This is a genomic window from Streptomyces sp. NPDC041784 (genome assembly GCF_055591025.1).
Genome location: NZ_JBVJAB010000005.1, coordinates 333365 through 357041, shown reverse-complemented (window position 1 = coordinate 357041; position 23677 = coordinate 333365). Strand labels below are relative to the sequence as shown.

Here is a 23677-nt window from a genome sequence, read left to right as displayed (position 1 = left end):
AAACAAGCCTCTTTCTCGCGGTTTCTGTTTTTGCCCCGGCGTTTCGGGGCAGCGCCGCTGGGCAGCCGCGCTGCAAGGAAGCGAAGGGACGGCTTCCGTTTACGGCGAGCGAAAGGCGTGGTGGTGGCCTTCAAAGTGACCGGTGGTGAGCGGGGTGGATGGGCCGTGCTCCATGTGTCGGGCGAGCTGGACCTGGTGACGTCGCCGGTGCTGCGTCAGCGGGTGCACGACGAGGTGGCCGAGGGCCGCCACGATCTCGTCCTGGACCTCTCCGAGGTGTACTTCTGCGACTCCAGCGGCGTCGGCGTCCTGATCGCCGCGCGCCGTCTGATCCGCTCCTGCCGGGGACGCCTCAGGCTGATCCTGCCCGCGCGCGGAGCCGCCGAGGGCTCGCACGTCAACCGGGTCCTCGGCGCGCTCGGCGTGCGGCGCCTCTTCGACGTCTACGCAGATCTCGCGGCGGCGGTGGACGAGGACGACGGGACGCAGCCGCTGTCGGCGTGACGGTGTGACGGTGTGACGGCGGGATGGTGTGACGGCGGGACGACCGGACACCGTGCCGCGTGTCGGCGTGACGCGCGGGATCAGCCCAGTGTGGCCTTGGCGTCGGTCACGAAGGTGGTGATCAGCGTCTGCGTGGTGTCCCGGCGTTCGTCGAGCACGGTGCGGTCGGCCGTCTTGTGGATCTGCTCGATCTCGCGGAACACCTGCCAGGCCTGCCGCACCAGTTCCTCGTCCGGCGACAGCATCTGCACCCGGAACAGCGCCTCCTGGGCCACGGACCGCAGCGCGTACCCCTGGAGCTGTTTCTCCGCCAGTTCCTCGGCGGGCGCGCCCTCCTGCTCGCGGAACCAGCGGTGGACCAGGGCGCGCCGGTAGTTCACGAGCGCGCCCGCGTACCCGCAGTACGCGTCCATCCGCTCCTGGCGCAGCTTCTCGTCGCGCAGGAACCGCTCGTTGCGTGCCACCGCCCGCAACTGGAACCGGTGGGTCACCCCGGCCCCCAGCAGGGTCCCCATCACCGCTATGACACTGGCCGCGACCGCCTCCACACCCCCAGTGGACCACATCCCGCCTCTGCCACACACCTGTCCCGAAATTCCCCCGGTCCTGGCACAGTGGCCACCTTCCCGCTGCCGGAGCGACGCCGACGTCGTACGCTCCGAGCCGGGAGACGCCCGGACACCCGAGCACCTCCGAGACACCCAGACATCCCGACGTGACGACGTGAGGCGGCGCGAGAGACATGGTCAGCAGCGAGTACGGACGCAGGATCGCCGGCCGGTTCGCCATCTTCGACCAGGACGGCAACGGCTACATCGACCGCGTGGACTTCGGCGCCGCCGCCCAGGCGCTGCTCGCCGAGTTCGGCATCGCGGCCCGGTCCGACAAGGGACAGGCCCTGTACGCGGGCGCCGAGGCGTTCTGGCAGGGCATGGCCGGCATCGCGGACCGGGACGGCGACCAGCGCATCACCCGGGACGAGTTCGTGAACGGCGCGGTCAAGCGGCTGCGCGACAATCCGGACCGGTTCGCTGAGATCGCCCGCCCCTTCCTGCACGCCGCCCTGGACATCGCCGACACGGACGGCGACGGCCGGGCCACGATCGAGGACACCGTGCGCGTGCTGAGCGCCCTGGGCGTCCCGGCGGACCTGGCCCGCGCGAGCGCCGCCGCGCTCGACGCCGACGCGGACGGCAAGGTCGGCGAGGCGGAGATCGTGCCGGCGTTCGCCCGCTACTTCACGGTTCCCGAGTAACCGCTTCCGCGCCCGTTTCCGGGGAGGTCCCCGAGTACCGCTCGCGCAGCTTGTACTTCAGGACCTTCCTGAGCGTCTCGTTGCGCGGCAGGGCGTCCACCACCTCCAGCTGCTCGGGCAGTTTGTGCGTGGCGAGCCCCGCCGCGCGCAGATACGACGTCACCGCCTCCAGCGTCAGCGCGTCCGCCCCCGCCGGCTGTTCGACGACCGCGCACACCCGCTCCCCGCGCTCGGCGTCCGGCAGCCCGATCACCGCGACGTCCCCGACGCCCGGGTGGGCGGCCAGCAGGTCCTCGATCTCCTTCGCCGAGACGTTCTCGCCCTTGCGGATGATCACGTCCTTCAGCCGCCCGGTGAGCACCAGGTGCCCCGACGCGGTCAGGTGTCCGAGGTCCCCGGTGCGCAGGAACCCGTCCTCGTCGAAGGCCGCCGCGGTCTGCGCCGGATCCAGGTACCCCTGGCACACGGCCTCGCCGCGCAGCCGTACCTCCCCGTCCTCGGCGATCCGTATCCGCATGCCCTCCGGCGGGCGCCCCTCCGTCGTCGCGAGGTTCTCGGCGGTGTCGTCCGGTGCCCCCATGGTGATCATCGGCACCTCGGTCATGCCGTACCCGTGGGTGAGCTGCACCCCCATCTCGCGGACCACCGCGTGGTACACCTCGGGCGGCTTCGGCGCCCCGCCCCCGGCCAGCAGCCGCAGCGAGGGGATCACCGGGACGTCCGGCCGCTTGCGCTGCTCGGCGAGGAACATCGAGTAGAACGCCGTGGACCCGCCCGCCACGGTGACCCCGTGCCGCCGGTACCCCTCCAGCGCGTCCGGCAGCGCGAACTGCTCGAACATCACCGCCGGGAAGCCGTACAGCAGCAGCATCACCGTGTAGTCGGGGCCGGCGATGTGGGCGTACGGGAACGCCATCGAGCCCACGTCCTCGGCGGTCAGCCGGAGCGCGTGGGCGAGGCAGGAGCCGCCGGCGATCAGCGAGCGGTCGGTGTGCAGGACGCCCTTGGGGTCGGAGGTGGTGCCCGAGGTCCAGTAGATCCAGCGGACCGAGGTGCCCTCGGCGGGCGGTGCGGGCAGCACGCGCGGATCGCCCTCGGGGAGGTCGTCGTACGCCTCGAAGATGCCTTTCGCGCCGAGTCCGCGGGCCATCTCGCCGTGGTCGAAGCCGCGCCAGACGCCCGGTACGGCGAAGAACTCGGCCCTGGACTCGCGCAGCGCGAAGCCGACCTCGCGCTCCCGGTAGAACGGGATGACCGGCGACTGGACGGCGCCCAGGCGGGCCAGCGCGAAGGAGAGCACGGCCGTCTCCAGGCGGGTGGGCAGCTGCCAGGCGACGACCGTGCCGGGGCGTACGCCCATGCCGTGGAGCCCGGCCGCGACCCGCTCGGCGCGGTCGTGGAGCCCGCCGAAGGTCAGGACCCGGTCGTCCTGGAGGAGGACCGGGCCGTCGGGGGTGAGGGCGGCGCGGCGGGCGAGGAGGTCCCAGAGGGTGCGGGACGCGCTCAGCTCGTGGGCGGTCTGGTTCACGGCGGCCCCCTGCCGGTAGCTGACGGACAGTCAGATCGTGGAGCAGAGCGTAGGCCCGGTCGCCTTGTCGGTCCATAGCCGCGGGACTAGCCTTCGTGGGAGTGTTATCTGACGGTCCATCAGATAGGCGTCGAGTGCGCCGGGACCCATGCCTCAGGCCGGAGGGGACCATGACGGAACTGCCCCGCATCATCAGCGTCGACGACCATGTGATCGAGCCCGCGCACCTCTTCGCCACCTGGCTGCCCCCCAAGTACCGGGACCGCGGGCCGCAGCCGCTCACCGCCGGGATCGGCGAGCTGGCCTACGTCGCCGGGAAGTACCAGATCACCATGGACCCCGCCGGCACCCCCACCGACTGGTGGATCTACGAGGACCTGAAGTTCCCGTACAAGCGCAACATCGCCGCCGTCGGCTTCGACCGGGACGAGATGACCCTGGAGGGCATCACCCGGGAGGAGATGCGGCGCGGCTGCTGGGACCCCAAGGCGCGCCTCGCGGACATGGACCTCAACCATGTCGAGGCCTCCCTGTGCTTCCCGTCCTTCCCCCGCTTCTGCGGGCAGACCTTCGCCGAGGCGCACGACAAGGAGGTCGCCCTGGCCTGTGTGCGCGCCTACAACGACTGGATGGTCGAGGAGTGGTGCGGGGACAGCGGCGGCCGGCTCATCCCGCTCTGTCTGATCCCGCTGTGGGACATCGGCCTGGCGGTCGCCGAGATCCGGCGCAACGCCGCCCGCGGGGTGCGCGCGGTGACCTTCTCCGAGATCCCCTCCCACCTCGGGCTGCCGTCGATCCACTCCGGCTACTGGGACCCGTTCTTCGCGGTGTGCGAGGAGACCGGAACGGTCGTCAACATGCACATCGGCTCGTCGTCCCAGATGCCGGCCGCCTCCCCGGACGCGCCCCCCGCCGTCCAGGCGTCCCTGTCCTTCAACAACGCCATGGCCTCGATGATGGACTACCTCTTCAGCGGCGTCCTGGTGCGCTTCCCGCGCCTGAAACTCGCCTACTCCGAGGGTCAGATGGGCTGGATCCCGTACGCCCTGGAGCGCGCCGACGACGTGTGGGAGGAGCACCGCGCGTGGGGCGGGGTCCGGGACCTGATCCCCGAGCCGCCGTCGACGTACTACTACCGGCAGATGTTCTGCTGCTTCTTCCGCGACAAGCACGGCGTCGCGTCCCTGGACGTCGTCGGGCGCGACAACGCGACCTTCGAGACCGACTACCCGCACGTCGACTCGACCTTCCCGCACACCAAGGAGGTCGCCCTCGACCACGTCAAGGGCCTCGACGACGAGACGGTCTACAAGCTGATGCGGGGCAACGCCATCCGCATGCTCGACCTGGACCTGGACAAGTGACGGCGCTCTGATGGACCTCGCGGACACCCCCGAGGACGCCGAGTTCCGCGCGCGGCTGCGGGAGTGGCTGGGCAAGGTGCTGCCCGCGCTCCCGCCGAAGCCGTCCCCGGACGACTGGCCGGGCCGCCGCGCCCACGACCTCGGCTGGCAGCGGGCGCTGTACGACGCCGGGTACGCGGACGTGCACTGGGCGGCCTCCCCGACCGTACGGCTGATCTTCCTGGAGGAGACCGAGCGGGCCGGCGCGCCCTACGTGGGCGCCAACTTCGTCGGACTGCTGCACGCGGGACCGACGATCGCCGCCGAGGGGACCGCCGGACAGCGGGCGCGCTGGCTGCCGCCGATCCTGCGCGGCGAGGAGGTCTGGTGCCAGGGGTTCAGCGAGCCGGACGCCGGCTCCGACCTCGCCTCGCTGCGCACACGCGCGTGGCGCGACGGCGACGACTACGTGGTGAGCGGGTCCAAGATCTGGACCTCGCACGCCGAGGTCGCCGACTGGTGCGAACTGCTGGTGCGCACCGACCCCACCGCCGCGAAGCACCGGGGCATCACCTGGCTGGCGATGCGCATGGACGCCCCCGGGGTGACGGTACGGCCGCTGCGGACCCTCGCCGGGTCCGCCGAGTTCGCCGAGGTGTTCCTCGACGAGGTGCGGGTGCCGGTCGCCCACCGGGTGGGGGAGGAGAACGACGGCTGGCGCGTGACGATGGTGACGCTCTCCTTCGAGCGCGGCACGGCGTTCGTCGGTGAGGTCGTCGCCTGCCGGCGGGTGCTCGGCGAACTGGCCCGCGAGGCGCGGCGCAACGGCCGCTGGGACGATCCGGCGCTCCGGCGGCGGCTCGGCCTGCTCGACGCCGAGTTCCGCGCCCTGTGGCGGCTCACGCAGTGGAACGTGAGCGAGGCCTCGGACGGCGGGGTGCCCGGCGTAGGGGGTTCGGTTTTCAAACTGAGGTACTCACACGCGCGTCAGGAGCTGTACGACACCGCCGCCGACGTCCTGGGCGACGACGCCCTCGACCTCGACCGGCCCTGGGTGCTCGACCGGCTCTCCTCGCTGTCGTACACCATCGCGGCCGGTACCTCGCAGATCCAGCGGAACATCGTGGCCGAGCGGATCCTGGGGCTGCCGAAAGGGCGCTGACGGGCGCGGACGGGCGCCGGCGGGGCCTCTGCGGGCCCGGGAAGGAGGCGGTGACGTGCGGTTTCAACTGACCGACGACCAGCAGGCGTTGCGGCGGGGCGTGCGCGAGCTGCTCGCCCGGCGGTTCGGCCGCCAGGCGCTGCGGGCCGCCGTCGAGCGGCCGGGGCTCGACCGGGCGCTGTGGCGGGAGCTGGGCGCGGCCGGGTTCTTCGCGCTGCGGCTGCCGGAGCCGGCGGGCGGGGTCGGACTCGGGCTGCCCGAGGCGGTGTTGGTGTTCGAGGAGGCGGGCCGGGCGCTGCTGCCGGGACCGCTGGTGGCCACCCACCTCGCGGCGGGGAGCGTGCCCGGCGCCGCCGAGGGGGAGACAGTCGTGGCGGCCGCCGACGGCGGCGGGCTCGTGGAGTGGCGGACGGCGGCGGACGTCGTGCTCGGGGACGACCCGGACGCCGTACCACTGCGGTCGGTGGACCCGTTGACGCCGCTGCACCGGGTCCGCGCGCGGGGCGCCCCGGACCCCGTCGCCGTGCTGCTCACCGCCGCCGAGCAGCTCGGCACGGCCACACGCGCGTGCGAGCTGGCCGTGGAACACGCGCGGACCCGGGAGCAGTTCGGGCAGCCGATCGGGGCCTTCCAGGCGGTCAAGCACCTGTGCGCGGAGCTGCTGGTGCGGGTCGAGGTGGCCCGTGCGGCGGTCTACGCGGCCGCCGTCACCGCCGACCCGGCCGACATCGCGGCGGCCCGGCTCCTCGCCGACGAGGCCGCCGTACGCGGCGCCCGGGACTGTCTCCAGGTGCACGGCGGCATGGGGTTCACCTGGGAGGCGGACGTCCATCTCCTGCTGAAACGGGCCTGGGTGCGCACCCGTCGCGCGGGTGGCGGAACCGAGAGCGAGGAACTGCTCGCGCGCGAACTGCTGTCCGGGGGCGGCCGCCAGGACAGGCCCTGAGGGTCGGTGGCCGGGCCGGTGGCCGGGCCGGCCGGCAGGACGCCGTGCGGGTGGTCGTACGGCCGTACGGATGTCGCGGATTGTGGCATACCGGAATCACGCAGCGTCGATATCGGGTTGTGTCCGATGCGTGACCCGTCACGGCCCGGAGTCGGCGAGGTGCTCCGGTACCTTCTGTGGGATGCGAGTGGTTCCGAGGACGAGCCATGTCGGCGGCGCCCCCGGGGCGGTGCCGGATCCGGCGGTGCGCGCCGCCACTCGCAGGGCGGACGGGTATCTGGACCCCGTCTGTTCGACTCCCCCGGGCGAGCGTCGCACAGTATGCCGCACGAGTACTCCTTCGCGCTGGAATATGCCCGAAGCGCTTGTTGAGGTGACTGTACGTCAACCAAGCTGTCCCGTAAGGGATTCACGTTCCGTCACCCTGCCTCTGGCTGTTGTTCTGGCCATGCAGAAAATGGCTACGATCGTGGCTCTCGTCGTCATGATGCGCACGCGGCTCGCGTGGCTTGCGTGGCGCACGGCCATGTGTCCGCCGGTTCGGATGGTGTGAGCGGTGCAGGTGCTTCAAGTGCAGCTGGAGATCCGGCCCGACCCCGCTGAGGTGGGGCGCGCCAGGAGGTGGGCCCGTTCGCGCCTCGCCGGGGCCGGGATAGGAGCCGACGAGCCGCTCGGCGAGACGCTCGTCCTGCTCGTCTCCGAACTGGTCACCAATGCCGTCGTGCACACCGGGCGTCCGGCCGTGCTGCGGCTGTCCCTGCCCGGCTGTGGGGCCGACGGGGAGGTCACCGTCCGCCTGGAGGTGGCCGACACCAGCGAGCGGGCCCCCGTGCCCCGGTGCGCGGGCGACGAGGCCACGAACGGCCGGGGCCTCGCCCTCGTCGACGGCCTCGCGGACCGCTGGGGCTGGAGCGTCGAGGGCGGCGGCAAGCGGATCTGGTGCGAACTGGACCGGTGCGCGCGGCCGTGCGAGGAGGCGGTGGACCACGGGAACGCGGCGGACCGCGGGAGCGCGGCGTACCGCACGCCGACCTATGAGGGGTTCGCGTTCGAGGTCGTGTGACGGGCGGTGGGCGGCGCGCGGTTGCAGAAAGCGCTGTCGGTGCGGTCGGGAACGGTCGTGATGCGCCCGGATGTGCTTCCGTGCGCGCCCGTGACAAACAGGGCGTAAGTAATAAATCTCCGTTCGGGTGTTGACGCGGCGTGTCCGTTTGATCACGCTTGTGTCAGCGATTCGCCGTGAGGGGACGACGAGGGCTTCGGTGACGGAGGCCCTCGCCGAGTGTGGGTCGTGTTCGGCGTCGGCTCCCTCAGGGCCGGAGGGGAACCGGGGCGGTACGCCGGAGTGGGATGGCGGCGCGCGGTGCCGTGCTCGGGGCGGGCAGCGGCGCGCCGCCATCCAACGTCTGCGGGGGGGCGGGGGGATGGCCGCGGGGCGGCGGGATGCCGCGCTGCTCCCCCGGAGGGTGGTCGCGGCGGCTCAGGGGCGGCCGTAGGGGCATCAGGGAACGGCCAGGGCGCTCAGAGAACGGCCACGGGGGCCACCGGAGTCCCCGTGCCGCCCACGAACGGCTCGGGCATCGCCGACAGCAGGAACGCGTAGCGGCCAGTTTCTCCACAGGCTGTGGACAACTCTTCGAGATTCCAGTTCTGGCCCTGGAGCATCCCCATCTCCACCAGGTCGAGCGCGTGCACCGGCAGCCAGAGGTCCTCGATCTCCGGCGGGAAGATCTCGAACGTGAGCGTGTCGTTGGCGACGGCGGCCACATCGCGCGCGTGGAACCACTCCGGCGTACGGATCGACAGGCCCGGTGAGGGGAAGCCGTAGCCGTGCTTGTCGCCGGCCAGGTAGAGCCGGACCTGCCCGGTCCGTACGAGCACGATGTCGCCGGCACGCACACGCGTACCGGCCAGTTCCTCCGCCGCCTCCAGGTCCTGCGGGGTGACCGCGTGCCCGCCGGCCAGCCGGTCGACGCCACGCGCGCGTGCCACGTCCAGGAGGACCCCGCGCGAGACGATGTGCCGCGCCTTGTCGATCCCGCTGAACTCCGCGCCGCCGTGCGGGGTGATGGAGGACGCCGGGCGGCCGTTGTACAGCTTCCCGGAGTGCGAGACATGGGTCAGCGCGTCCCAGTGGGTGGCCGCCTGGAGGCCCATGGTCACGGCGTCGTCGCTGCACGCCACGGTGCCCGGCCCGAAGATCTCCTGGTTGATCTGCACCATCGCGTGCAGCGGGTTGACCCGCCCCGGGATCATCCCGGTCTGCACGCCGTCCTCCCGCAGCGGGAGGGCCAGCGGCACCCGGCGGCCGGTGCGGACCTCCGCGGCGGCCCGGCGCACGACCTCGTCGGTGATCAGGTTGAGGGTGCCGATCTCGTCGTCGGCGCCCCAGCGCCCCCAGTTGCTGACGCGCTTGGCGATGTCGTGGAACTCGTCCGGCAGTGCCATCGGTGCCTCCCCGGGGCTTGTCCTCGCCCGTCCGGCGGGTCATAGAATCTAACGGACCGTCAGATACGGTTTCAGGAGCATCTAACCGTCCGTCAGAAACTGCTGGAAGGGGAGAGGCGTGGGGAACTTCTTGGCCGGCAAGGCCGTCGCCGTCACCGGCGCGGGACGCGGTATCGGGCGAGCGGTCGCGCTGGCGGCGGCGGCCGAGGGCGCGAGGGTGGTCGTCAACGACTACGGCGTGGCCGTGGACGGGGGCTCCCCCACGAGCGAGGTCGCCGAGGGGGTCGTCAAGGAGATCGAGGCGGCCGGTGGGGAGGCCGTCGCCGTCGCCGACGACATCTCCACCATGGCGGGCGGGCAGCGGGTCGTGGACACGGCTCTGGAGGCGTACGGGCGGCTCGACGGGGTGGTGTGCGTCGCCGGGATCCTGCGCGAGCGGATGCTGTTCAACATGACCGAGGAGGAGTGGGACCCGGTCGTCGCCACGCATCTCAAGGGCACGTTCACGGTGTTCCGGGCGGCCTCGGCGGTCATGCGCCGGCAGGGGACCGGCACGCTGATCGGGTTCACCAGCGGGAACCACCAGGGGTCCGTGTCGCAGGCCAACTACAGCGCGGCGAAGGGCGGCATCATCTCGCTGGTGCGCAGCGCCGCGCTGGGCCTGCACAAGTACGGGGTGACGGCGAACGCGGTGGCGCCGGTCGCGCGGACGCGGATGTCGGCGGGTGTGCCGATGGAGCTGGCGGAGATCGGGGAGCCGGAGGACGTGGCCGCGATGGTGACTTTCCTATTGTCGGACCGCGCGCGGGAGCTGGGGATAACCGGGCAGGTCTACACGGTCGCCGGTGCGAAGATCGCGGTGTGGGCGCAGCCGCGGGAGCTGCGCTCGGCCTTCGCGGAGGGGGGTGCGTGGACTCCGTCGCGGATTGCGGAGGTTCTGCCGGGGTCCGTCGGGATGGATCCGATGCCGATGTTGGAGCGGTTGGAGGAGATGCGGCGCGCCGCGGCGGAAGGGAGCCGACCGAACGCCCGATGACTCGGGAGCCCGGGCCGTTCGGCGGCTGCGGGCTCGTCGTGGTATCCGCTCCCCCACTCTCGACTTCGCTCGAGCGGGGGGACCCCATCGCGGCGGAGCCGCATATCGCTGCCGCCCCGCGCCCCCAGGGGGTGCACTTGCCCTGACTCAAGGAGCTGAACGTGGATTTCGGGTTCACCGCGGAGGACGACGGGTTCCGTGCCGAAGCGCGGGAATGGCTGGACGCGCACACCCCGCATGCCTCGGACCGGCGCTCCTGGGAACGCACCCTCGGCGCCTCCGGTTGGATCGGGATCGGCTGGGGCGAGGGCGGGTACGGGAACCGGACCGCCACCCTCACCCAGCAGGTCGCCTGGGCCGAGGAGTACGCGAGGTCGGCCGCCCCGCCGCGCTCCGGGCACATCGGGGAGAACCTGCTCGCGCCGACCCTGCTCGCGCACGGCACGCGGGAGCAGAAGGCGCGGTTCCTGCCGCCGATCGCCGCCGGGGCCGAGCTGTGGTGCCAGGGATACAGCGAACCCGGCGCGGGGTCGGATCTGGCGGGTGTGCGCACGCGCGCGGAGCGCACGTCGGAGGGGTACCGGGTCACCGGTCAGAAGATCTGGACCTCCCTCGCCCATGAGGCCGACTGGTGCTTCGTGCTCGCCCGTACGGACCCGGAGTCGACGCGGCACCGGGGGCTGACCTTCCTGCTCGTGCCGATGGACCAGCCGGGCCGGGTCGAGGTCCGGCCGATCCGGCAGCTGACCGGCACGAGCGACTTCAACGAGGTGTTCTTCGACGGGGCGCGCGCCGAGCACGTCGTCGGCGCGGAGGGCGACGGCTGGCGGGTCGCGATGAGCCTGCTCGGCTTCGAGCGCGGGGTGTCGACGCTCGCCCAGCAGATCGGTTTCGCCGAGGAGCTGGGGCGCGTGGTCCGGGCCGCCGTCGGGACGGGGGCGGCCGACGACCCCGTGATACGCGAGCGGCTGGTGCGGTTGTGGGCCGAGCTGCGGACCATGCGGTGGAACGCGCTGCGGACACTGGGCGGTTCCGGCGGTCCGGGCGCGCCCAGTGTCGCCAAGCTGCTGTGGGCCGGCTGGCACCAGCGGCTCGGGGAGGTCGCCGTACAGGTGCGGGGGGCGGCCGCGGGCGTGGGTCCCGCGGACTGGTCGCCCTCGGAGCCGTACGGACTCGACGAGGCGCAGCAGCTGTTCCTGTTCTCCCGGGCCGACACGATCTACGGCGGCTCGGACCAGATCCAGCGCACGATCATCGCCGAGCGCGTGCTCGGCCTGCCGAGACAGCCCAGGTGACAGGGGAGTGGTGGCGTGATGCGAGGCGTGCTGTTCGACGGGAAGCGGGCCGAGGTCGTCGACGATCTCCAGGTCCGTGATCCGGGGCCCGGCGAGGTGCTCGTGGCGGTCTCGGCTGCCGGGCTGTGCCACAGCGACCTGTCGGTGGTGGACGGGATGATCCCGTTCCCCGCGCCGGTGGTCCTCGGGCACGAGGGCGCGGGCGTGGTGGAGGCCGTCGGGGCCGGGGTCACCCATGTCGCGTCCGGCGACCATGTGGCGCTGTCCACGCTGGCCAGCTGCGGCACGTGCGCGGAGTGCGACCGGGGGCGGCCGACGATGTGCCGGCAGGCCATCGGGCGTCCGCAGAAGCCGTTCACGCGCGCGGGACGGCCGGTGTACCAGTTCGCGTCCAACTCCGCCTTCGCCGAGCGGACGGTGGTGAAGGCCGTGCAGGCGGTGCGGATACCGGAGGACATACCGCTGACGTCCGCCGCGCTGATCGGCTGCGGGGTGCTGACCGGGGTCGGCGCCGTGCTCAACCGGGCGCGGGTGGGGTACGGGGAGAGCGTCGTCGTCATCGGGACGGGCGGGATCGGGCTCAACGTGCTCCAGGGGGCGCGGATCGCGGGGGCGCTGCGGATCGTCGCCGTGGACACCAATCCGGCGAAGGAGGCGGTGGCCCGGCGGTTCGGGGCCACGCACTTCCTGACCTCGGTGGACGAGGTGCGGGAGGTGCTGCCGACGGGCGCGGACCATGTCTTCGAGTGCGTGGGGCGGGTGGAGCTGATCCGTGCGGCGGTCGATCTGCTCGACCGGCACGGGCAGGCGGTCCTGCTCGGGGTGCCGGCCGCGACCGCGGAGGCGTCCTTCCTCGTCTCCTCGCTGTTCCTGGACAAGTCGATCCTGGGCTGCCGCTACGGCGCCTCCCGCCCCCAGCGGGACATCGCGCTGTACGCCGACCTGTACCGCGAGGGCCGGCTGCTGCTGGACGAACTCGTCACCCAGACCTACCCGGTGGAGGACTTCGAGAAGGCGGCGGCGGACGCGGAGGCGGGGCGGGTGGCCCGCGGGGTGCTCACCTTCTGACGGGCGGGGTACGTGCCGGACGGCGGGCGGGGTGCGTGGGCTCCGGCGGGCGGGGTGCGTGGGCTCCGGCGGGCGGGGTGCGTGGGCTCCGGCGGCCGCGGGCCTACGTCCGGACGGCGCCGGTCTCGGTGCGGAACGTCCGCCGGTAGGCCGTCGGTGTCACGCCGAGCGCCGCCTGGAGGTGCTGCCGCATGGACTGGGCGGTGCCGAAGCCGGCGTCCCGGGCGATCTGGTCGACGGAGAGGTCGGTGGACTCCAGCAGGTGCCGGGCCCGTTCCACCCGCTGCTGGGTGAGCCACTGGCCGGGGCTGACGCCGGCCTCCTCGCGGAAGCGGCGGGTGAAGGTGCGCACCGACATGGACTCCTGCTCGGCCATGTCCCGCAGCTGGATCGGCTCGTGCAGCCGGCCCAGCGCCCACGCCCGCGCGGAGGTCGTGGTGGACTGCTGCGGGTCGGGCACCGGCCGGGCGACGTACTGCGCCTGTCCGCCGTCCCGGTGCGGCGGTACGACCGTGTAGCGGGCGACGTGGTTGGCGACGGCGGTGCCGTGGTCGCGGCGCAGCATGTGCAGGCACAGGTCGATGCCCGCGGCCACGCCGGCCGAGGTCAGCACGTCGCCGTCGTCGACGAACAGCACGTCCGGGTCGACCTCGACGCGGGGGAAGAGCCGTTGCAGGTGGTCGGCATCCGCCCAGTGGGTGGTCGCGCGGCGGCCGTCGAGGAAGCCGGCGGCGGCCAGGATGTAGACGCCGGTGCAGATGGAGGCGAGGCGGGTGCCCGGCCGGATCCGGGCCAGGGCGGCGGCGAGCTCCTCGGTGAGCACGCCCTCCTCGAAGACCGGGCCGAGTTCGTAGGAGGCGGGGACGATCACGGTGTCGGCGGTGGCGAGGGCCTCGGGGCCGTGCTCGACCATGACGGCGAAATCGGCGTCCGTCTCGACCGGGCCCGGCGGCCGGACCGAGCAGGTCACGACCTCGTACAGCCGCCGTCCCTCGGCGTTCTTGGGGCGGCCGAAGATGCGGTGCGGGATGCCCAGCTCGAAGGGGAGCAGGCCGTCGAGGGCGAGGACGACGACGCGGTGCGGGCGGAAGCCGGATTCCTGGCGCATGGCCCGATCCTAGCGAATGCTGTCCATCAGGCCACTCGTTGAAAAGTGGCGGACATCGGACTCTTTATGGCGTGACCCAGACAAGCGAAGCGCCCGCCGCAGCCGAGGCGAAGCCACAGAAGGCACAGAGGAAGAAGACAGCCCGGATCCACCGTGCCTGGTTCGTCGCCGCCGTCGCCTTCGTCACGATCATCGGGGCGGCGGCCTTCCGGTCGCTGCCGAGCCTGCTCATCGACCCGCTGCACCAGGAGTTCGGCTGGTCGCGCGGCATGATCGGCGCGGCCGTCTCCATCAACCTCGCGCTGTACGGGCTCACCGCGCCGTTCGCGGCCGCGCTCATGGACCGGTTCGGCATCCGCCGGGTCGTCGCCATGGCGCTCACCGTGATCGCGGTCGGCTCGGGTCTGACGGTGTGGATGACGGCGGCCTGGCAGCTGCTGCTCTACTGGGGCCTGCTGGTCGGTCTCGGCTCCGGCTCGATGGCGCTCGCCTTCGCCGCGACGGTCACCAACCGCTGGTTCACCGAGCGCCGGGGCCTGGTCAGCGGCATCCTCACCGCGGCCTCCGCCTCCGGCCAGCTGATCTTCCTGCCGCTGCTGTCCTGGATGGTCACCCGGTACGAGTGGCGTCCGGCGGCGGTAACGGTCGCGCTGGCCGCGCTCGTCGTCGTCCCCTTCGTCTGGCTGCTGCTGCGCGACCACCCGGCCGACGTGGGTGTCGAGCCGTACGGGGCGCGGGAGTTCGTCGAGAAGCCGGCGCCGGTGACGGGGGCGGCGCGGCGCACGGTCACGGTGCTGCTGAAGGCCGCCCGCACCGGCCCGTTCTGGCTGCTCGCCGGGACCTTCGCGATCTGCGGCGCGTCCACCAACGGCCTGGTCCAGACGCACTTCGTGCCCGCCGCGCACGACCACGGCATGCCGGTCCCGGCGGCGGCCTCGCTGCTCGCGGTCATCGGGGTGTTCGACGTCGTCGGCACGATCGCCTCCGGCTGGTTCACCGACCGCTTCGAACCGCGCCGTCTGCTGGCCGTGTACTACGCGCTGCGCGGGATCTCGCTGCTCTTCCTCCCGATGCTGCTGGCCCCCACGGTCCACCCTCCGATGATCTTCTTCATCGTCTTCTACGGCCTCGACTGGGTCGCCACCGTCCCGCCCACCCTGGCCCTGTGCCGCGAGCAGTACGGCGACGAGAGCGCCATCGTCTTCGGCTGGGTCCTCGCCTCCCACCAGGTCGGCGCCGCCCTCGTCGCCTTCCTCGGCGGCGTCGCCCGCGACACCTTCGGCTCCTACGACGTGGTCTGGTACGCCTCGGGCGCGCTGTGCGCGGCGGCGGCGCTGATGGCGCTGGTGATCCGACGCCGGCCGCTCACCCCCGGACCGGCCCTGGCCGTCTAGGACAGGTCCTAGGGCGGACAGGTCCTAGAGGAACCGCCCCCGGTGGAACAACAGCGGGGGCTCCTCGTCGTCCGCCGCGCCCAGGGCGTTCACGCGGCCCACGACGATGAGGTGGTCGCCGCCCGTGTGGACCGCGTGGATCGCGCAGTCGATCCAGGCGAGGGCGCCGGTGAGGCGCGGGGCGCCGGAGACGGGGGCGGGGTCGTGCGGGACGCCCGCGAACTTGTCCGCGCCGCTGACCGCGAAGGCACGGCACAGAGCGGCCTGGCCCGCGCCGAGGACGTTGACGCAGAAGACGCCCGCGCGGGCGATGCGCGGCCAGGTCGTCGACGTACGGCCGACCATGAAGGCGACCAGGGGCGGGTCGAGGGAGAGGGAGGAGAAGGACTGGCAGGCGAAGCCGGCGGGGCCGGACTCGCCGTCGCCGGCGGGGGCCGTCACGACGGTGACGCCCGAGGCGAAGGTGCCCAGGACGCGCCGGAACTCGGTCTGGTCCACCGGCGCGCGCTCGTCGTCGCGGACGCAGCGCAGCTCGGGCCGGGGCAGCGGCTCGACCGGCCGCGCCCGCAGATATCGGACGGCGGCTGCCGCCATCCCCGCGTGTCCCATCACGCCTTCCATTGAAGCTGACGGTGCGTCAGATAGGAAGGGGCGCGCGTCACGTACGCTGCCGCCATGGGGTGGGACGGCATACGCACGAGGACAGGCCTGAACTGGGGGAAGGCCGCGACGACCGCGGCCGCGGCGGCGGGGGCGGCGCAGCTCCCGGCGGTCTTCCTCCTGTGGTGGATCCAGCTGACGGCCGTGCAGGAGGACTACGGGCTGATCGGACCCACCTGGGGCCTGGCCTGTCTGTTCCTCTTCGCGCCCCTGTACCTGCCGGTGCTGGGCCTGCTGCACGCGTGCGCGCACATCATGCCGGGCGCCACCCTCGCCCGCACCGCGCTGCGCCGCGTGCCCTGGCCCGAGGGGGCGCGGCACCTGCTGGGCACGGCGCTGGTCGCGGTGGGGTGGGCCGGGGCGGCGGCCGTCCTGGGGGAATGGCCGTTCTTCACCACCGCCCTGGTCCTCGTGGTGCTCGGCGTCCTGCCCGTCCTCGCGGTGGCCCTGGTGCGGCGCCGGCCGTGGGGCACCTGGGGCACCTGGTGGCGGGCGGGGGTGGCCTGCGTCGCGCTGTCCGTGCTCACCGTCGCGGGCGGCGCTCTGGCCACGATCACCGGCCTGATCGAGGAGTACGAACCCCCCGAGCTGTCCGCTGCCCGGCTCGCCGGGGTCTGGCGGGGCGAGGACGGCGCGGTGCTGCGGCTGCGGCCGGGCGGCCGGGCCGAGCTGACGAGGATGCCGGCCGAGGACCCGGGGGTGGGGTTCGGGGACGTGCTCGTGTGCGACGGCACCGGCGAGTGGGCTCTCGGCCGGGCGGGCTACTCCGACCGGGACGCCGTCGTCGTGCACCTCGCAGCGGGCAGCGGCACCGGCAGCGGCTGCGGCGAGGACATGACCTGGACGATCAGCGGCACGGACCGCGCCCCCGAACTCTTCGCGGTGTTCGGGGACCCCGACGCGGGGGACGTACGGATCCTGGAGCGGGCGTCCTCCTGAGCGCCGGGGTGCGGCGCTCGGCCCCCGGCCGGCTCACCGGCCCCGGAAACGGGCCTCCCGCCGCTCCACGAAGCTCGCCACACCCTCCCGCGCGTCCGCCGTCGTCATGTTGATCTCCTGGGCGGCGGCCTCGGCGGCGAAGGCGGTGGCGCGGTCGGTGTCGAGGGAGGCGTTGACGAGCTGCTTGGTGAGGGCCAGGGCGCGGGTGGGGCCGGCGGCGAGGCGGGCGGCCCAGTCGCGGGCCGTTTTGGGCAGATCGTCGTCCGGGACGACCCGGTTGACCAGGCCGAGGCGTTCGGCTTCCGCCGCGGTGAGCGCGTCGCCGAAGAACATCAGCTCCTTGGCGCGCTGCGGGCCGATCAGCCGGGGCAGGAGATAGGCGCCGCCACCGTCCGGGACCAGGCCGCGGCGGACGAACACCTCGATGAAACGGGCCGATTCGGCGGCCAGGACCAGGTCGCAGGCGAGGGCGAGATGCGCGCCGAGGCCGGCCGCCGTGCCGTTCACGGCGGCGATCACCGGCTTCTCGCAGTCGAGGACCGCGGCGATCAGACGCTGGGCGCCCAGGCGGAGGGTACGGGCCACATCGCCCGCCACCCGCTCGCCCGCCGCCACCCGCTGGCCCGCAGACCCCCGCTCGCCCGCCGCCCCCCGCCGGCCCGTCGGCCCCCCGCCCCGCAGGTCCGCGCCCGCGCAGAAGCCCCGGCCCGTTCCGGTGAGGACCACCGCCCGGACGTCCGGGTCGGCGGAGGCGTCGGCGAGCAGCCCGATCAGCTCGTCGCGCTGGGCGGGGGCGAGGGCGTTGAGGGCCTCGGGGCGGTTGAGGGTCAGGTGGGTGACGTGGTCGTCAGTCGTGGCCAGGATCCACTGGTCGTCGGGCATCGGCTCGCTCCGTCTCGTCGGGTGACCTCCGGGGCCGGTCGGTCCGGTCAGATCGGTCAGGCCCTTCTGGCTGGCCCGTCCGGTCCGTCCGGTCCGTCCGGTCCGTCCGGTCCATCCGGTCCATCCGGTCCATCCGGTCCGTCCGGTCCGTCCGGCCCGTCCGGCCCGTCCGGTCCGTTCGGCCCGGCCGCGCGCCCCGGTCGCGCAGGTGTTGTGCGAGGTCCTCCCTGCCGGGACGGCTCAGCACCCAGTCCAGGACGGTCTTCTCCTTGTACCGGGCCGTGAGGTCCGCCCCGCGGTCCAGCAGCAGGTCCACGACCTCGGTGTCGCCCGTGATCGCCGCCTCCAGCAGGGGGAACGGGCCGAATCTGTTGGGGAGCGACGGATCGGCGCCCAGGTCGAGCAGCGCCTCGACGACGGCCAGGTGGCCCCAGCCCGCCGCCAGCGTCAGCGGCGTGAGGTCGGCGTACTCGCCGATCCGTTCGTCGGGATCCGCCGCCCCCGCCGCGATCAGCGCCTTCACCTCGGCCAGGTCCCCCCGGCCCACCGCCTCGGTGAGCGTCTTGATCCGTGCCCACTCGCTGTCGTCCATCCGAAGATCCTCAACGGCACACCGCCAGCGCGTCCAGTGCCACCGCCCCCTGCCCCCACGGCAGCACCATCAGCGGGTTGATGTCGAGTTCGGCGAGGTCGTCGCCGAGTTCCAGCGCCATCCGCTGCACCCGCAGGATCACCTCGACGAGGGCGTCCAGGTCGGCCGGGGGGCGGCCCCGGACGCCGTCCAGCAGGGCCCGGCCGCGCAGTTCGTCGAGCATCGCGCGGGCCTGGTCCTCACCGAACGGCGGGACCCGTACGGCCGCGTCCCGCAGGACCTCCACCAGCACCCCGCCGAGCCCGACCGTCACCGTCGGCCCGAAGAGGTCGTCGTGGGTGACGCCGACGAACATCTCCACGCCCCGCTCGACCATCTGGCACACCAGGACGCCGTCCAGGCCCACGCCCTCGTAGCGGGCGATGTCGGTCAGCTCGCGGTAGGCGTCGCGGACCTGGCTGGCCGAGGTCAGGCCGATCTTCACCAGGCCCAGCTCGGTCTTGTGGGCGATCTGCGCGCCGGACGCCTTCATCACCACCGGGTAGCCGACCAGCCCCGCCGCCCGTACGGCCGCCGCCGCGCTGGTGACCAGCTGCTCGCGCGGGACCCGGATGCCGTACGCCCGCAGCAGCTGTTTCGCCGCGTGCTCGCTGAGCTGCTGGCCCGGCCGCATCAGCATCCGGGCCTTGCGGAAGGACGGGGACGGGGTGCGCGGGGCCTGGTCGAAGGGGGAGCGGTAGTCGCTCACGAAGCGGTGGTGGTCGAGGTGCGCGCGGACCGCCGTGACGCAGTTGGCGAGGGTGCGGAAGGTGGCCACCCGGGAGGAGCCCAGGAGGACCTCGCGGTACGCCGGTTCCGTGCCCACCGGGGAGCCCCAGACCACGCACACCAGCTTGTCCGTGTGCTCGGCCGCGTCCACCAGGTCCCGCACGAGACGGTCGCTGAGCGGCGGGAACGGCCCGGTGATCGGGCAGATCAGGACGCCCACCGCGGGGTCGTCCAGAATCGCGTCGATGATCTTCCGGCCGCGCCAGTCGCCCACCGGGTGGCCGCCGTTGTCCACAGGGTTGGCCACGTTCAGGTACTCGGGGATCCACTGGTGCAGCTCGGCCTGCCGGGCGGGCGAGAACGCCGGCAGCCGCAGGCCCGCCGCGGTCGCGAGGTCGGCGGCGTGGGCGCCGGTGCCGCCCGAGATCGAGTAGATGACGACCCCGTCGGCCCGCGGCGGCCGGGCGCGGGCCAACAGGGCCGCCGTGTCCTGGAGTTCGTCGAGGCCGTCGACGCGGATCACGCCGTACTGGCGCATCGCGGCGTCGACGACCTCGTCCGCGCCGGTCAGCTTGCCGGTGTGGGAGGCGGCGGTGCGGGCGCCGGTCTCGGTGCGGCCCACCTTGACCGCGACCACCGGCACCCCGCGCCGCGCGGCCCGGTCGGCGGCGAGCAGGAAGGCGCGGCCGTCCTTGAGGCCCTCGACATAGGCGGCGATGGCGCCGACCTCGGGGCGTTCGGCGAAGTACGAGACGAAGTCGGCGGTCTCCAGATCGGCCTCGTTGCCGGTCGGCGCCCAGTGGGAGAGGCGGATGCCGAGCTCCTGGAGGGCGAAGACCGGGCGGCCCTGGTGGCCGGACTGGGTGATCAGCGCGATCGACGGCCCGTCGAGGTCGTCGCGGAAGTGCTCGAAGGCGTTGAGGTTGGTGTTGGGGCCCAGCAGCCGCATCCCGGAACGTTTCACCGCCGTGGCGAGGCGGGCCTGCGCGGCGGCCCCCGCCTCGCCCGTCTCCGCGAAGCCGGAGGCGAAGACGACCACGAACCTCGCCTTCGCCTCGGCGAGCTGCTCGATCACCGGCAGCGGGTCGGACACCAGCAGGACCGCGAGGTCGACCTGTTCCGGCAGTTCGGTCACGGACGGGGCGCAGGGGATGCCGAAGACCGACGCGCGGGTGGGGTGCACGGGATGCAGCCGCGCCCCCACCCGCTCGGCCCAGCGCACCAGTTGACGGGTGACACCGGTGTTCGGGCGTCCCTCGGCGTCCGAGGCGCCGACGACCGCGACCGACTCGGGCCGGAAGAACCGGTCCAGATCGGGGGCGTCCGCGTACAGCGGCCGGCCGCTGACGTCGAGATCGTCCGCGTCGGCCGGCCGGCCGTGCACGGCCGGTCCGGGTTGCTCGCCGCACGCGATGACGCGGGCTCGGCGGGAGTCGGTGGTGAGGGTGCCGTGGGTTGATCCAAGCATCGGTCCGCCCGCTCCTGTGTGACTGCCAAGTAACTGACGCTCTGTCAGATTACAGACCTGACGGGATGTCAGGAATGGGTGTGCACACAGAAAGGGACGGACCAGACGGGCGACGGACGTCCTACAGGGCCGCCAGCACCTCCTTCGCCACCCGCTCGCCCGAGCGGACCGCGCCGTCCATGAAGCCCATCCAGTGGACGGACGTCTCCGTACCCGCCCAGTGGATGCCGCCGACGGGTGCGCGCAGGGCGGGGCCGTACTGGGTCAGGACGCCCGGCGCGGCGATGGAGACGGGGCCGCCCCGGGTGTAGCGCTCGTTGTTCCAGCGTTGCAGGACGAACGACGTGGGGGAGCCGGCTTTCTCGCCGAAGTACGTCACGTAGTCCTTCAGGACAGCCGCCCTGACCTCCGCCTCGCTCGCCGCGTCCAGTTCCCGCGCCTTGTCGGCCTCGATGAAGCCCATCAGCGCGCCGTACGAGGCGTCCGGCGGGGAGTTGTCGAAGGTGGAGCTGATCACCCCGGTGTCGCTGACGACCTGGCCGTTCAGGCCGTCGGCCCGCCAGAAGGGGGTGTCGTAGACCGCGATCGCCTTGCCGACCGAGGCCATCGGCAGCCGCTGGGTGAGCTGGTCGCGGGCGGCCGGGAGGAGCGGGTCGTACACGATCCGGGCCGCCAGCGGCGGGGGTACGGCGACGACGACCCGCCGGGCGGTGACGGTGACGCCGTCCGCCGTGACGACGTAACTGCCGCCGGACCGGGTGATGGTGTGCACCGGGGCGTTCAGCACCACCCGGTCGCCGAGCGTGGCGGCGAGCTTGACCGGCACCAGCTGCGAGCCGCCGACGAACCGCAGTTCCTGGGCGCCGTTCGCGGTCTCGGTCAGGCGCTCCAGGGTGCCCGGGTTCGAGGCGTCACCGGCGGCGGCGATGTAGAACAGCACGAACAGGAGCGAGAGTTCACGCGGCTCGGCCGAGAAGATCGACGTACAGGCCACGTCGAGCAGGAACTTGGCGGACGGCACGACGGCGTTGGCGCGCAGCCAGGTCTCGAAGGTCTGCCGGTCCCACTCGTCCGCCTTGGCGGCGGTCCACGGCGCCTCGACCGGCACCTGCTTGGCCATGTCGTCCAGCGAGGCCTGCACGATCGCCGCGTTGGCGAGCCCGGCCACATCGATCGGCGGGACCGAGCCGAGTACGCCGTCGGTGGCGTACGCGGTTTTCTTGCCGTCCTTGTAGAGCAGGTTCTTGCCGGTGTTGTAGGTGGCGAAGGTCCCGACGCCGAGGGAGTCGGCGAGGGCCTTGATGCGGGTCTGGGTGGGTCCGATGAACTCGCCGCCGCCCTCGGTCACCCCGCCGTTCGCCAGGGAGAGGTTGACCACTCGGCCGCCGACGCGGTCGCGGGCCTCCAGGACGGCGACCGTCCTCCCGGCCGCCACCAGGTCGCGGGCCGCGGTGAGACCGGCCAGGCCGGCGCCGACGATCGCGACGTCCACGTCCCGGGTGGCCGCGGACGCCGTACCGGCGGCGGTCGCGGTGAGGGCGGTCGCGCCGGCGGCCACGGCGGCGGTGCGGCCGAGCAGGGAGCGGCGGGAGAGGTGTCTTTCACTTGCCACGTGCGGCCTCCGTAGAGAGGGGCGGAGCTGGAAAGGTGAACAGGGCTCACATTCTGGCTCCGCGCGTGGGCGCGGGACAACGCTCTCGTCACATCTGACGCATGAGTAAATAGGTGTGGCGGTAAGGGAGTTGCGGCGCAGCTGTTGCCGCGGAAGGCGTTTCGGGAGGGGTTACCCGAGTCGGCGGCGTACGGCCTTCGCGATCCGCTCAGCGTCGATCGCCAGCTCGCGCAGGGTGCCGCTGATCGGGGTGGTGAAGCCGGTGAAGTACAGGCCGGGCGCGTTCTGGGGGGCGCGCGGGCCGTGCGTGAGGGGCAGACCGCGCTCGTCGAGCACGTCGAGGTGGCCGACCAGGGTCTCCAGGGCGCGGACGTACCCGGTGGCGGCGACCACGGCGTCCGGCGAGATCCGGGTGCCGTCCGCGAGGACCACCTTCCCGCCCTCCTCGAAGGCCTCCACGGCGGCCACGACCTCGACCTTGCCCTTGCGCACGGCGTCGATCAGGCCGACGTCCTGCACCGGGATCGCTCCCTGTCTCGCCCGCGTGTAGAGCCCGGTGTCGGGGCGCGGCAGGCCGTGCGCGGAGAGGTCGGGCAGGCTCAGCGCCATGACCCGGCAGATCCGGTCGACGAGGCCGACGGGCAGGCGTCGTACGAGGATGCCGCTGTACTGGGCGGGCCAGCCGGCGGTCGAGCGGCGGACGATGTGCGGGACCGTGCGCACCGCCAGCCGGACCCGTTCGGCCCCGCTCTCCACCAGGTCCACGGCTATCTCGGCACCGGTGTTGCCGACGCCGACGACGAGGACGTCCCGGCCGGCGTACGGCTTGCCGTCGCGGTAGTCGGCGGCGTGCGCGAGGTCGCCGTCGAACGTCTCGCGGCCGGGCCAGTCCGGCAGGTACGGGGTGTGGTTGTAGCCGGTGGCGACGACGACCGCCGAACCGGTCAGCTCGCGCCCGCCGGTGGCGTGCAGCAGCCAGCCGGTGCCGTCCACGGAGCGCTCGATCCGGGAGACCTCGACGCCGGTGACGATCTCCAGCTCGTGGACCTCGGCGTACTTCTCCAGGTACCGCACGACGTCGTCGCGCCGCACCCAGCGCCCGAACCGGCGCGGCATCTTCAGCCCGGGGAGGGAGGACAGCCGCCGGGTGGTGTGCAGATGCAGCCGGTCGTAGTGGCGGCTCCAGGACGCGCCGATCCGGTCGGCCTTCTCCACGACGACGGCGCGTATCCCCTGCGCGCGCAGGGCGTGCGCGGTGGCGAGTCCGCCGGGGCCGCCGCCGATGACGTAGACCGGGCGGTCGGCGGGGTTCGCGGTGGTGATCGCGACGGGCGCGGGGGCGGGCTCGGGGGCGGGCGCGGACGGTGCGGAGTCTTCCATGAGCGCGAGCGTAATCACGCGGGCGGTTGATGGGTCTCGGTCAAGACCGGAATTGGTTGCGGATCGATCACGCTTGGGGGAGGTGTGGGTGGGACCGGTGACGTACTTCACCTGGTCGTGGAGAAGTCCTGTTCGTGGAGACATCCCGGTCGTGGAGAGATCCCGGCGTGGAGAGATCCCGGCGTGGAGAAATCCCGGTCCTGGGAAAGGTGCGACGCCTGGTCCAGGTGCGCAGGGGCCAGGCGTCGCGGGCGGACGGCGTCAGAAGCTATGAGGGGAAACGGACGCC

General features: G+C 72.9%; 21 protein-coding genes. 11 read left to right on the top strand and 10 right to left on the bottom strand.

Translation table 11 applies throughout. The features are described 5' to 3' along the window. The first annotated feature begins 117 nt into the window (after positions 1-117). The gene (locus ACZ6D7_RS13915) at positions 118-504 is read left to right on the top strand and encodes an STAS domain-containing protein (RefSeq protein WP_469489073.1); all 387 of its coding nucleotides are present in this window, start codon (positions 118-120) and stop codon (positions 502-504) included. Positions 505-584: 80 nt separating this feature from the next. Here ACZ6D7_RS13915 and ACZ6D7_RS13910 read toward each other — a convergent pair whose 3' ends face one another. After that, positions 585-1019, bottom strand: a complete 435-nt coding sequence (locus ACZ6D7_RS13910; protein ID WP_469489070.1) for a hypothetical protein — start codon at positions 1017-1019, stop codon at positions 585-587. A 227-nt stretch (positions 1020-1246) separates the two neighbouring features. On the opposite strand from ACZ6D7_RS13910, the gene ACZ6D7_RS13905 reads away from it, so the two are divergent. Next, on the top strand, positions 1247-1759 hold the full coding sequence (locus ACZ6D7_RS13905; RefSeq protein WP_469489067.1) for an EF-hand domain-containing protein: 513 nt from the start codon (positions 1247-1249) through the stop codon (positions 1757-1759). On the opposite strand, the gene ACZ6D7_RS13900 is transcribed toward ACZ6D7_RS13905, so the two are convergent. Then, positions 1743-3287 (bottom strand): class I adenylate-forming enzyme family protein, encoded by a 1545-nt coding sequence (locus tag ACZ6D7_RS13900; RefSeq protein WP_469489063.1) that lies wholly within the window; start codon positions 3285-3287, stop codon positions 1743-1745. The two genes, ACZ6D7_RS13905 and ACZ6D7_RS13900, sit on opposite strands and share 17 nt — an antisense overlap. A 170-nt stretch (positions 3288-3457) precedes the next feature. Between ACZ6D7_RS13900 and ACZ6D7_RS13895 the strand changes: the two genes are divergently transcribed. From ACZ6D7_RS13895 to ACZ6D7_RS13880, 4 genes are all read left to right on the top strand, one after another. Then, positions 3458-4651 (top strand): amidohydrolase family protein, encoded by a 1194-nt coding sequence (locus ACZ6D7_RS13895; RefSeq protein WP_469489058.1) that lies wholly within the window; start codon positions 3458-3460, stop codon positions 4649-4651. Between the two features lie 10 nt (positions 4652-4661). Further along, the gene (locus ACZ6D7_RS13890; RefSeq protein ID WP_469489055.1) at positions 4662-5792 is read left to right on the top strand and encodes an acyl-CoA dehydrogenase family protein; all 1131 of its coding nucleotides are present in this window, start codon (positions 4662-4664) and stop codon (positions 5790-5792) included. A gap of 55 nt (positions 5793-5847) precedes the next feature. Further along, positions 5848-6738: an acyl-CoA dehydrogenase family protein gene (locus ACZ6D7_RS13885; RefSeq protein ID WP_469489052.1), complete on the top strand. Its 891-nt coding sequence runs from the start codon at positions 5848-5850 to the stop codon at positions 6736-6738. Between the two features lie 571 nt (positions 6739-7309). Beyond that, positions 7310-7801, top strand: coding sequence for an ATP-binding protein (locus ACZ6D7_RS13880; protein ID WP_469489434.1), 492 nt, complete (start codon positions 7310-7312; stop codon positions 7799-7801). 458 nt (positions 7802-8259) lie between these two features. Here ACZ6D7_RS13880 and ACZ6D7_RS13875 read toward each other — a convergent pair whose 3' ends face one another. Then, positions 8260-9186, bottom strand: a complete 927-nt coding sequence (locus ACZ6D7_RS13875; RefSeq protein ID WP_469489049.1) for a cyclase family protein — start codon at positions 9184-9186, stop codon at positions 8260-8262. Positions 9187-9304: 118 nt separating this feature from the next. Between ACZ6D7_RS13875 and ACZ6D7_RS13870 the strand changes: the two genes are divergently transcribed. From ACZ6D7_RS13870 to ACZ6D7_RS13860, 3 genes are all read left to right on the top strand, one after another. Continuing rightward, positions 9305-10222: an SDR family oxidoreductase gene (locus ACZ6D7_RS13870; RefSeq protein WP_469489046.1), complete on the top strand. Its 918-nt coding sequence runs from the start codon at positions 9305-9307 to the stop codon at positions 10220-10222. A gap of 161 nt (positions 10223-10383) precedes the next feature. After that, positions 10384-11517, top strand: coding sequence for an acyl-CoA dehydrogenase family protein (locus ACZ6D7_RS13865; protein ID WP_469489039.1), 1134 nt, complete (start codon positions 10384-10386; stop codon positions 11515-11517). 18 nt (positions 11518-11535) lie between these two features. Beyond that, on the top strand, positions 11536-12585 hold the full coding sequence (locus ACZ6D7_RS13860; protein WP_469489431.1) for a Zn-dependent alcohol dehydrogenase: 1050 nt from the start codon (positions 11536-11538) through the stop codon (positions 12583-12585). A 103-nt stretch (positions 12586-12688) separates the two neighbouring features. Here ACZ6D7_RS13860 and ACZ6D7_RS13855 read toward each other — a convergent pair whose 3' ends face one another. Further along, positions 12689-13693: a GlxA family transcriptional regulator gene (locus ACZ6D7_RS13855; protein ID WP_469489036.1), complete on the bottom strand. Its 1005-nt coding sequence runs from the start codon at positions 13691-13693 to the stop codon at positions 12689-12691. A gap of 71 nt (positions 13694-13764) precedes the next feature. Between ACZ6D7_RS13855 and ACZ6D7_RS13850 the strand changes: the two genes are divergently transcribed. Further along, positions 13765-15087, top strand: a complete 1323-nt coding sequence (locus ACZ6D7_RS13850) for an MFS transporter (protein WP_469489033.1) — start codon at positions 13765-13767, stop codon at positions 15085-15087. Positions 15088-15111: 24 nt separating this feature from the next. On the opposite strand, the gene ACZ6D7_RS13845 is transcribed toward ACZ6D7_RS13850, so the two are convergent. After that, entirely contained in the window at positions 15112-15696 is a 585-nt protein-coding gene (locus ACZ6D7_RS13845; protein ID WP_469489030.1) for a flavin reductase family protein, read from the bottom strand. A 66-nt stretch (positions 15697-15762) separates the two neighbouring features. Between ACZ6D7_RS13845 and ACZ6D7_RS13840 the strand changes: the two genes are divergently transcribed. Beyond that, positions 15763-16686 carry a hypothetical protein gene (locus ACZ6D7_RS13840; RefSeq protein WP_469489028.1) on the top strand — a complete coding sequence of 308 codons (924 nt, stop codon included), beginning with the start codon at positions 15763-15765 and terminating at the stop codon, positions 16684-16686. Positions 16687-16719: 33 nt separating this feature from the next. Here the strand turns inward: ACZ6D7_RS13840 and ACZ6D7_RS13835 are convergent, their stop codons facing one another. From ACZ6D7_RS13835 to ACZ6D7_RS13815, 5 genes are all read right to left on the bottom strand, one after another. Then, positions 16720-17568, bottom strand: coding sequence for an enoyl-CoA hydratase/isomerase family protein (locus ACZ6D7_RS13835; RefSeq protein WP_469489027.1), 849 nt, complete (start codon positions 17566-17568; stop codon positions 16720-16722). After that, positions 17534-18160 (bottom strand): ankyrin repeat domain-containing protein, encoded by a 627-nt coding sequence (locus ACZ6D7_RS13830; protein ID WP_469489025.1) that lies wholly within the window; start codon positions 18158-18160, stop codon positions 17534-17536. Before ACZ6D7_RS13830 ends, ACZ6D7_RS13835 begins: the two co-directional genes overlap by 35 nt. A 10-nt stretch (positions 18161-18170) precedes the next feature. Beyond that, positions 18171-20396, bottom strand: a complete 2226-nt coding sequence (locus ACZ6D7_RS13825) for an acetate--CoA ligase family protein (protein ID WP_469489022.1) — start codon at positions 20394-20396, stop codon at positions 18171-18173. 121 nt (positions 20397-20517) lie between these two features. Then, positions 20518-22008, bottom strand: a complete 1491-nt coding sequence (locus ACZ6D7_RS13820) for a flavin monoamine oxidase family protein (RefSeq protein WP_469489020.1) — start codon at positions 22006-22008, stop codon at positions 20518-20520. Positions 22009-22179: 171 nt separating this feature from the next. Beyond that, positions 22180-23388, bottom strand: a complete 1209-nt coding sequence (locus tag ACZ6D7_RS13815) for a flavin-containing monooxygenase (RefSeq protein WP_469489017.1) — start codon at positions 23386-23388, stop codon at positions 22180-22182. Between the last annotated feature and the right edge of the window lie 289 nt (positions 23389-23677).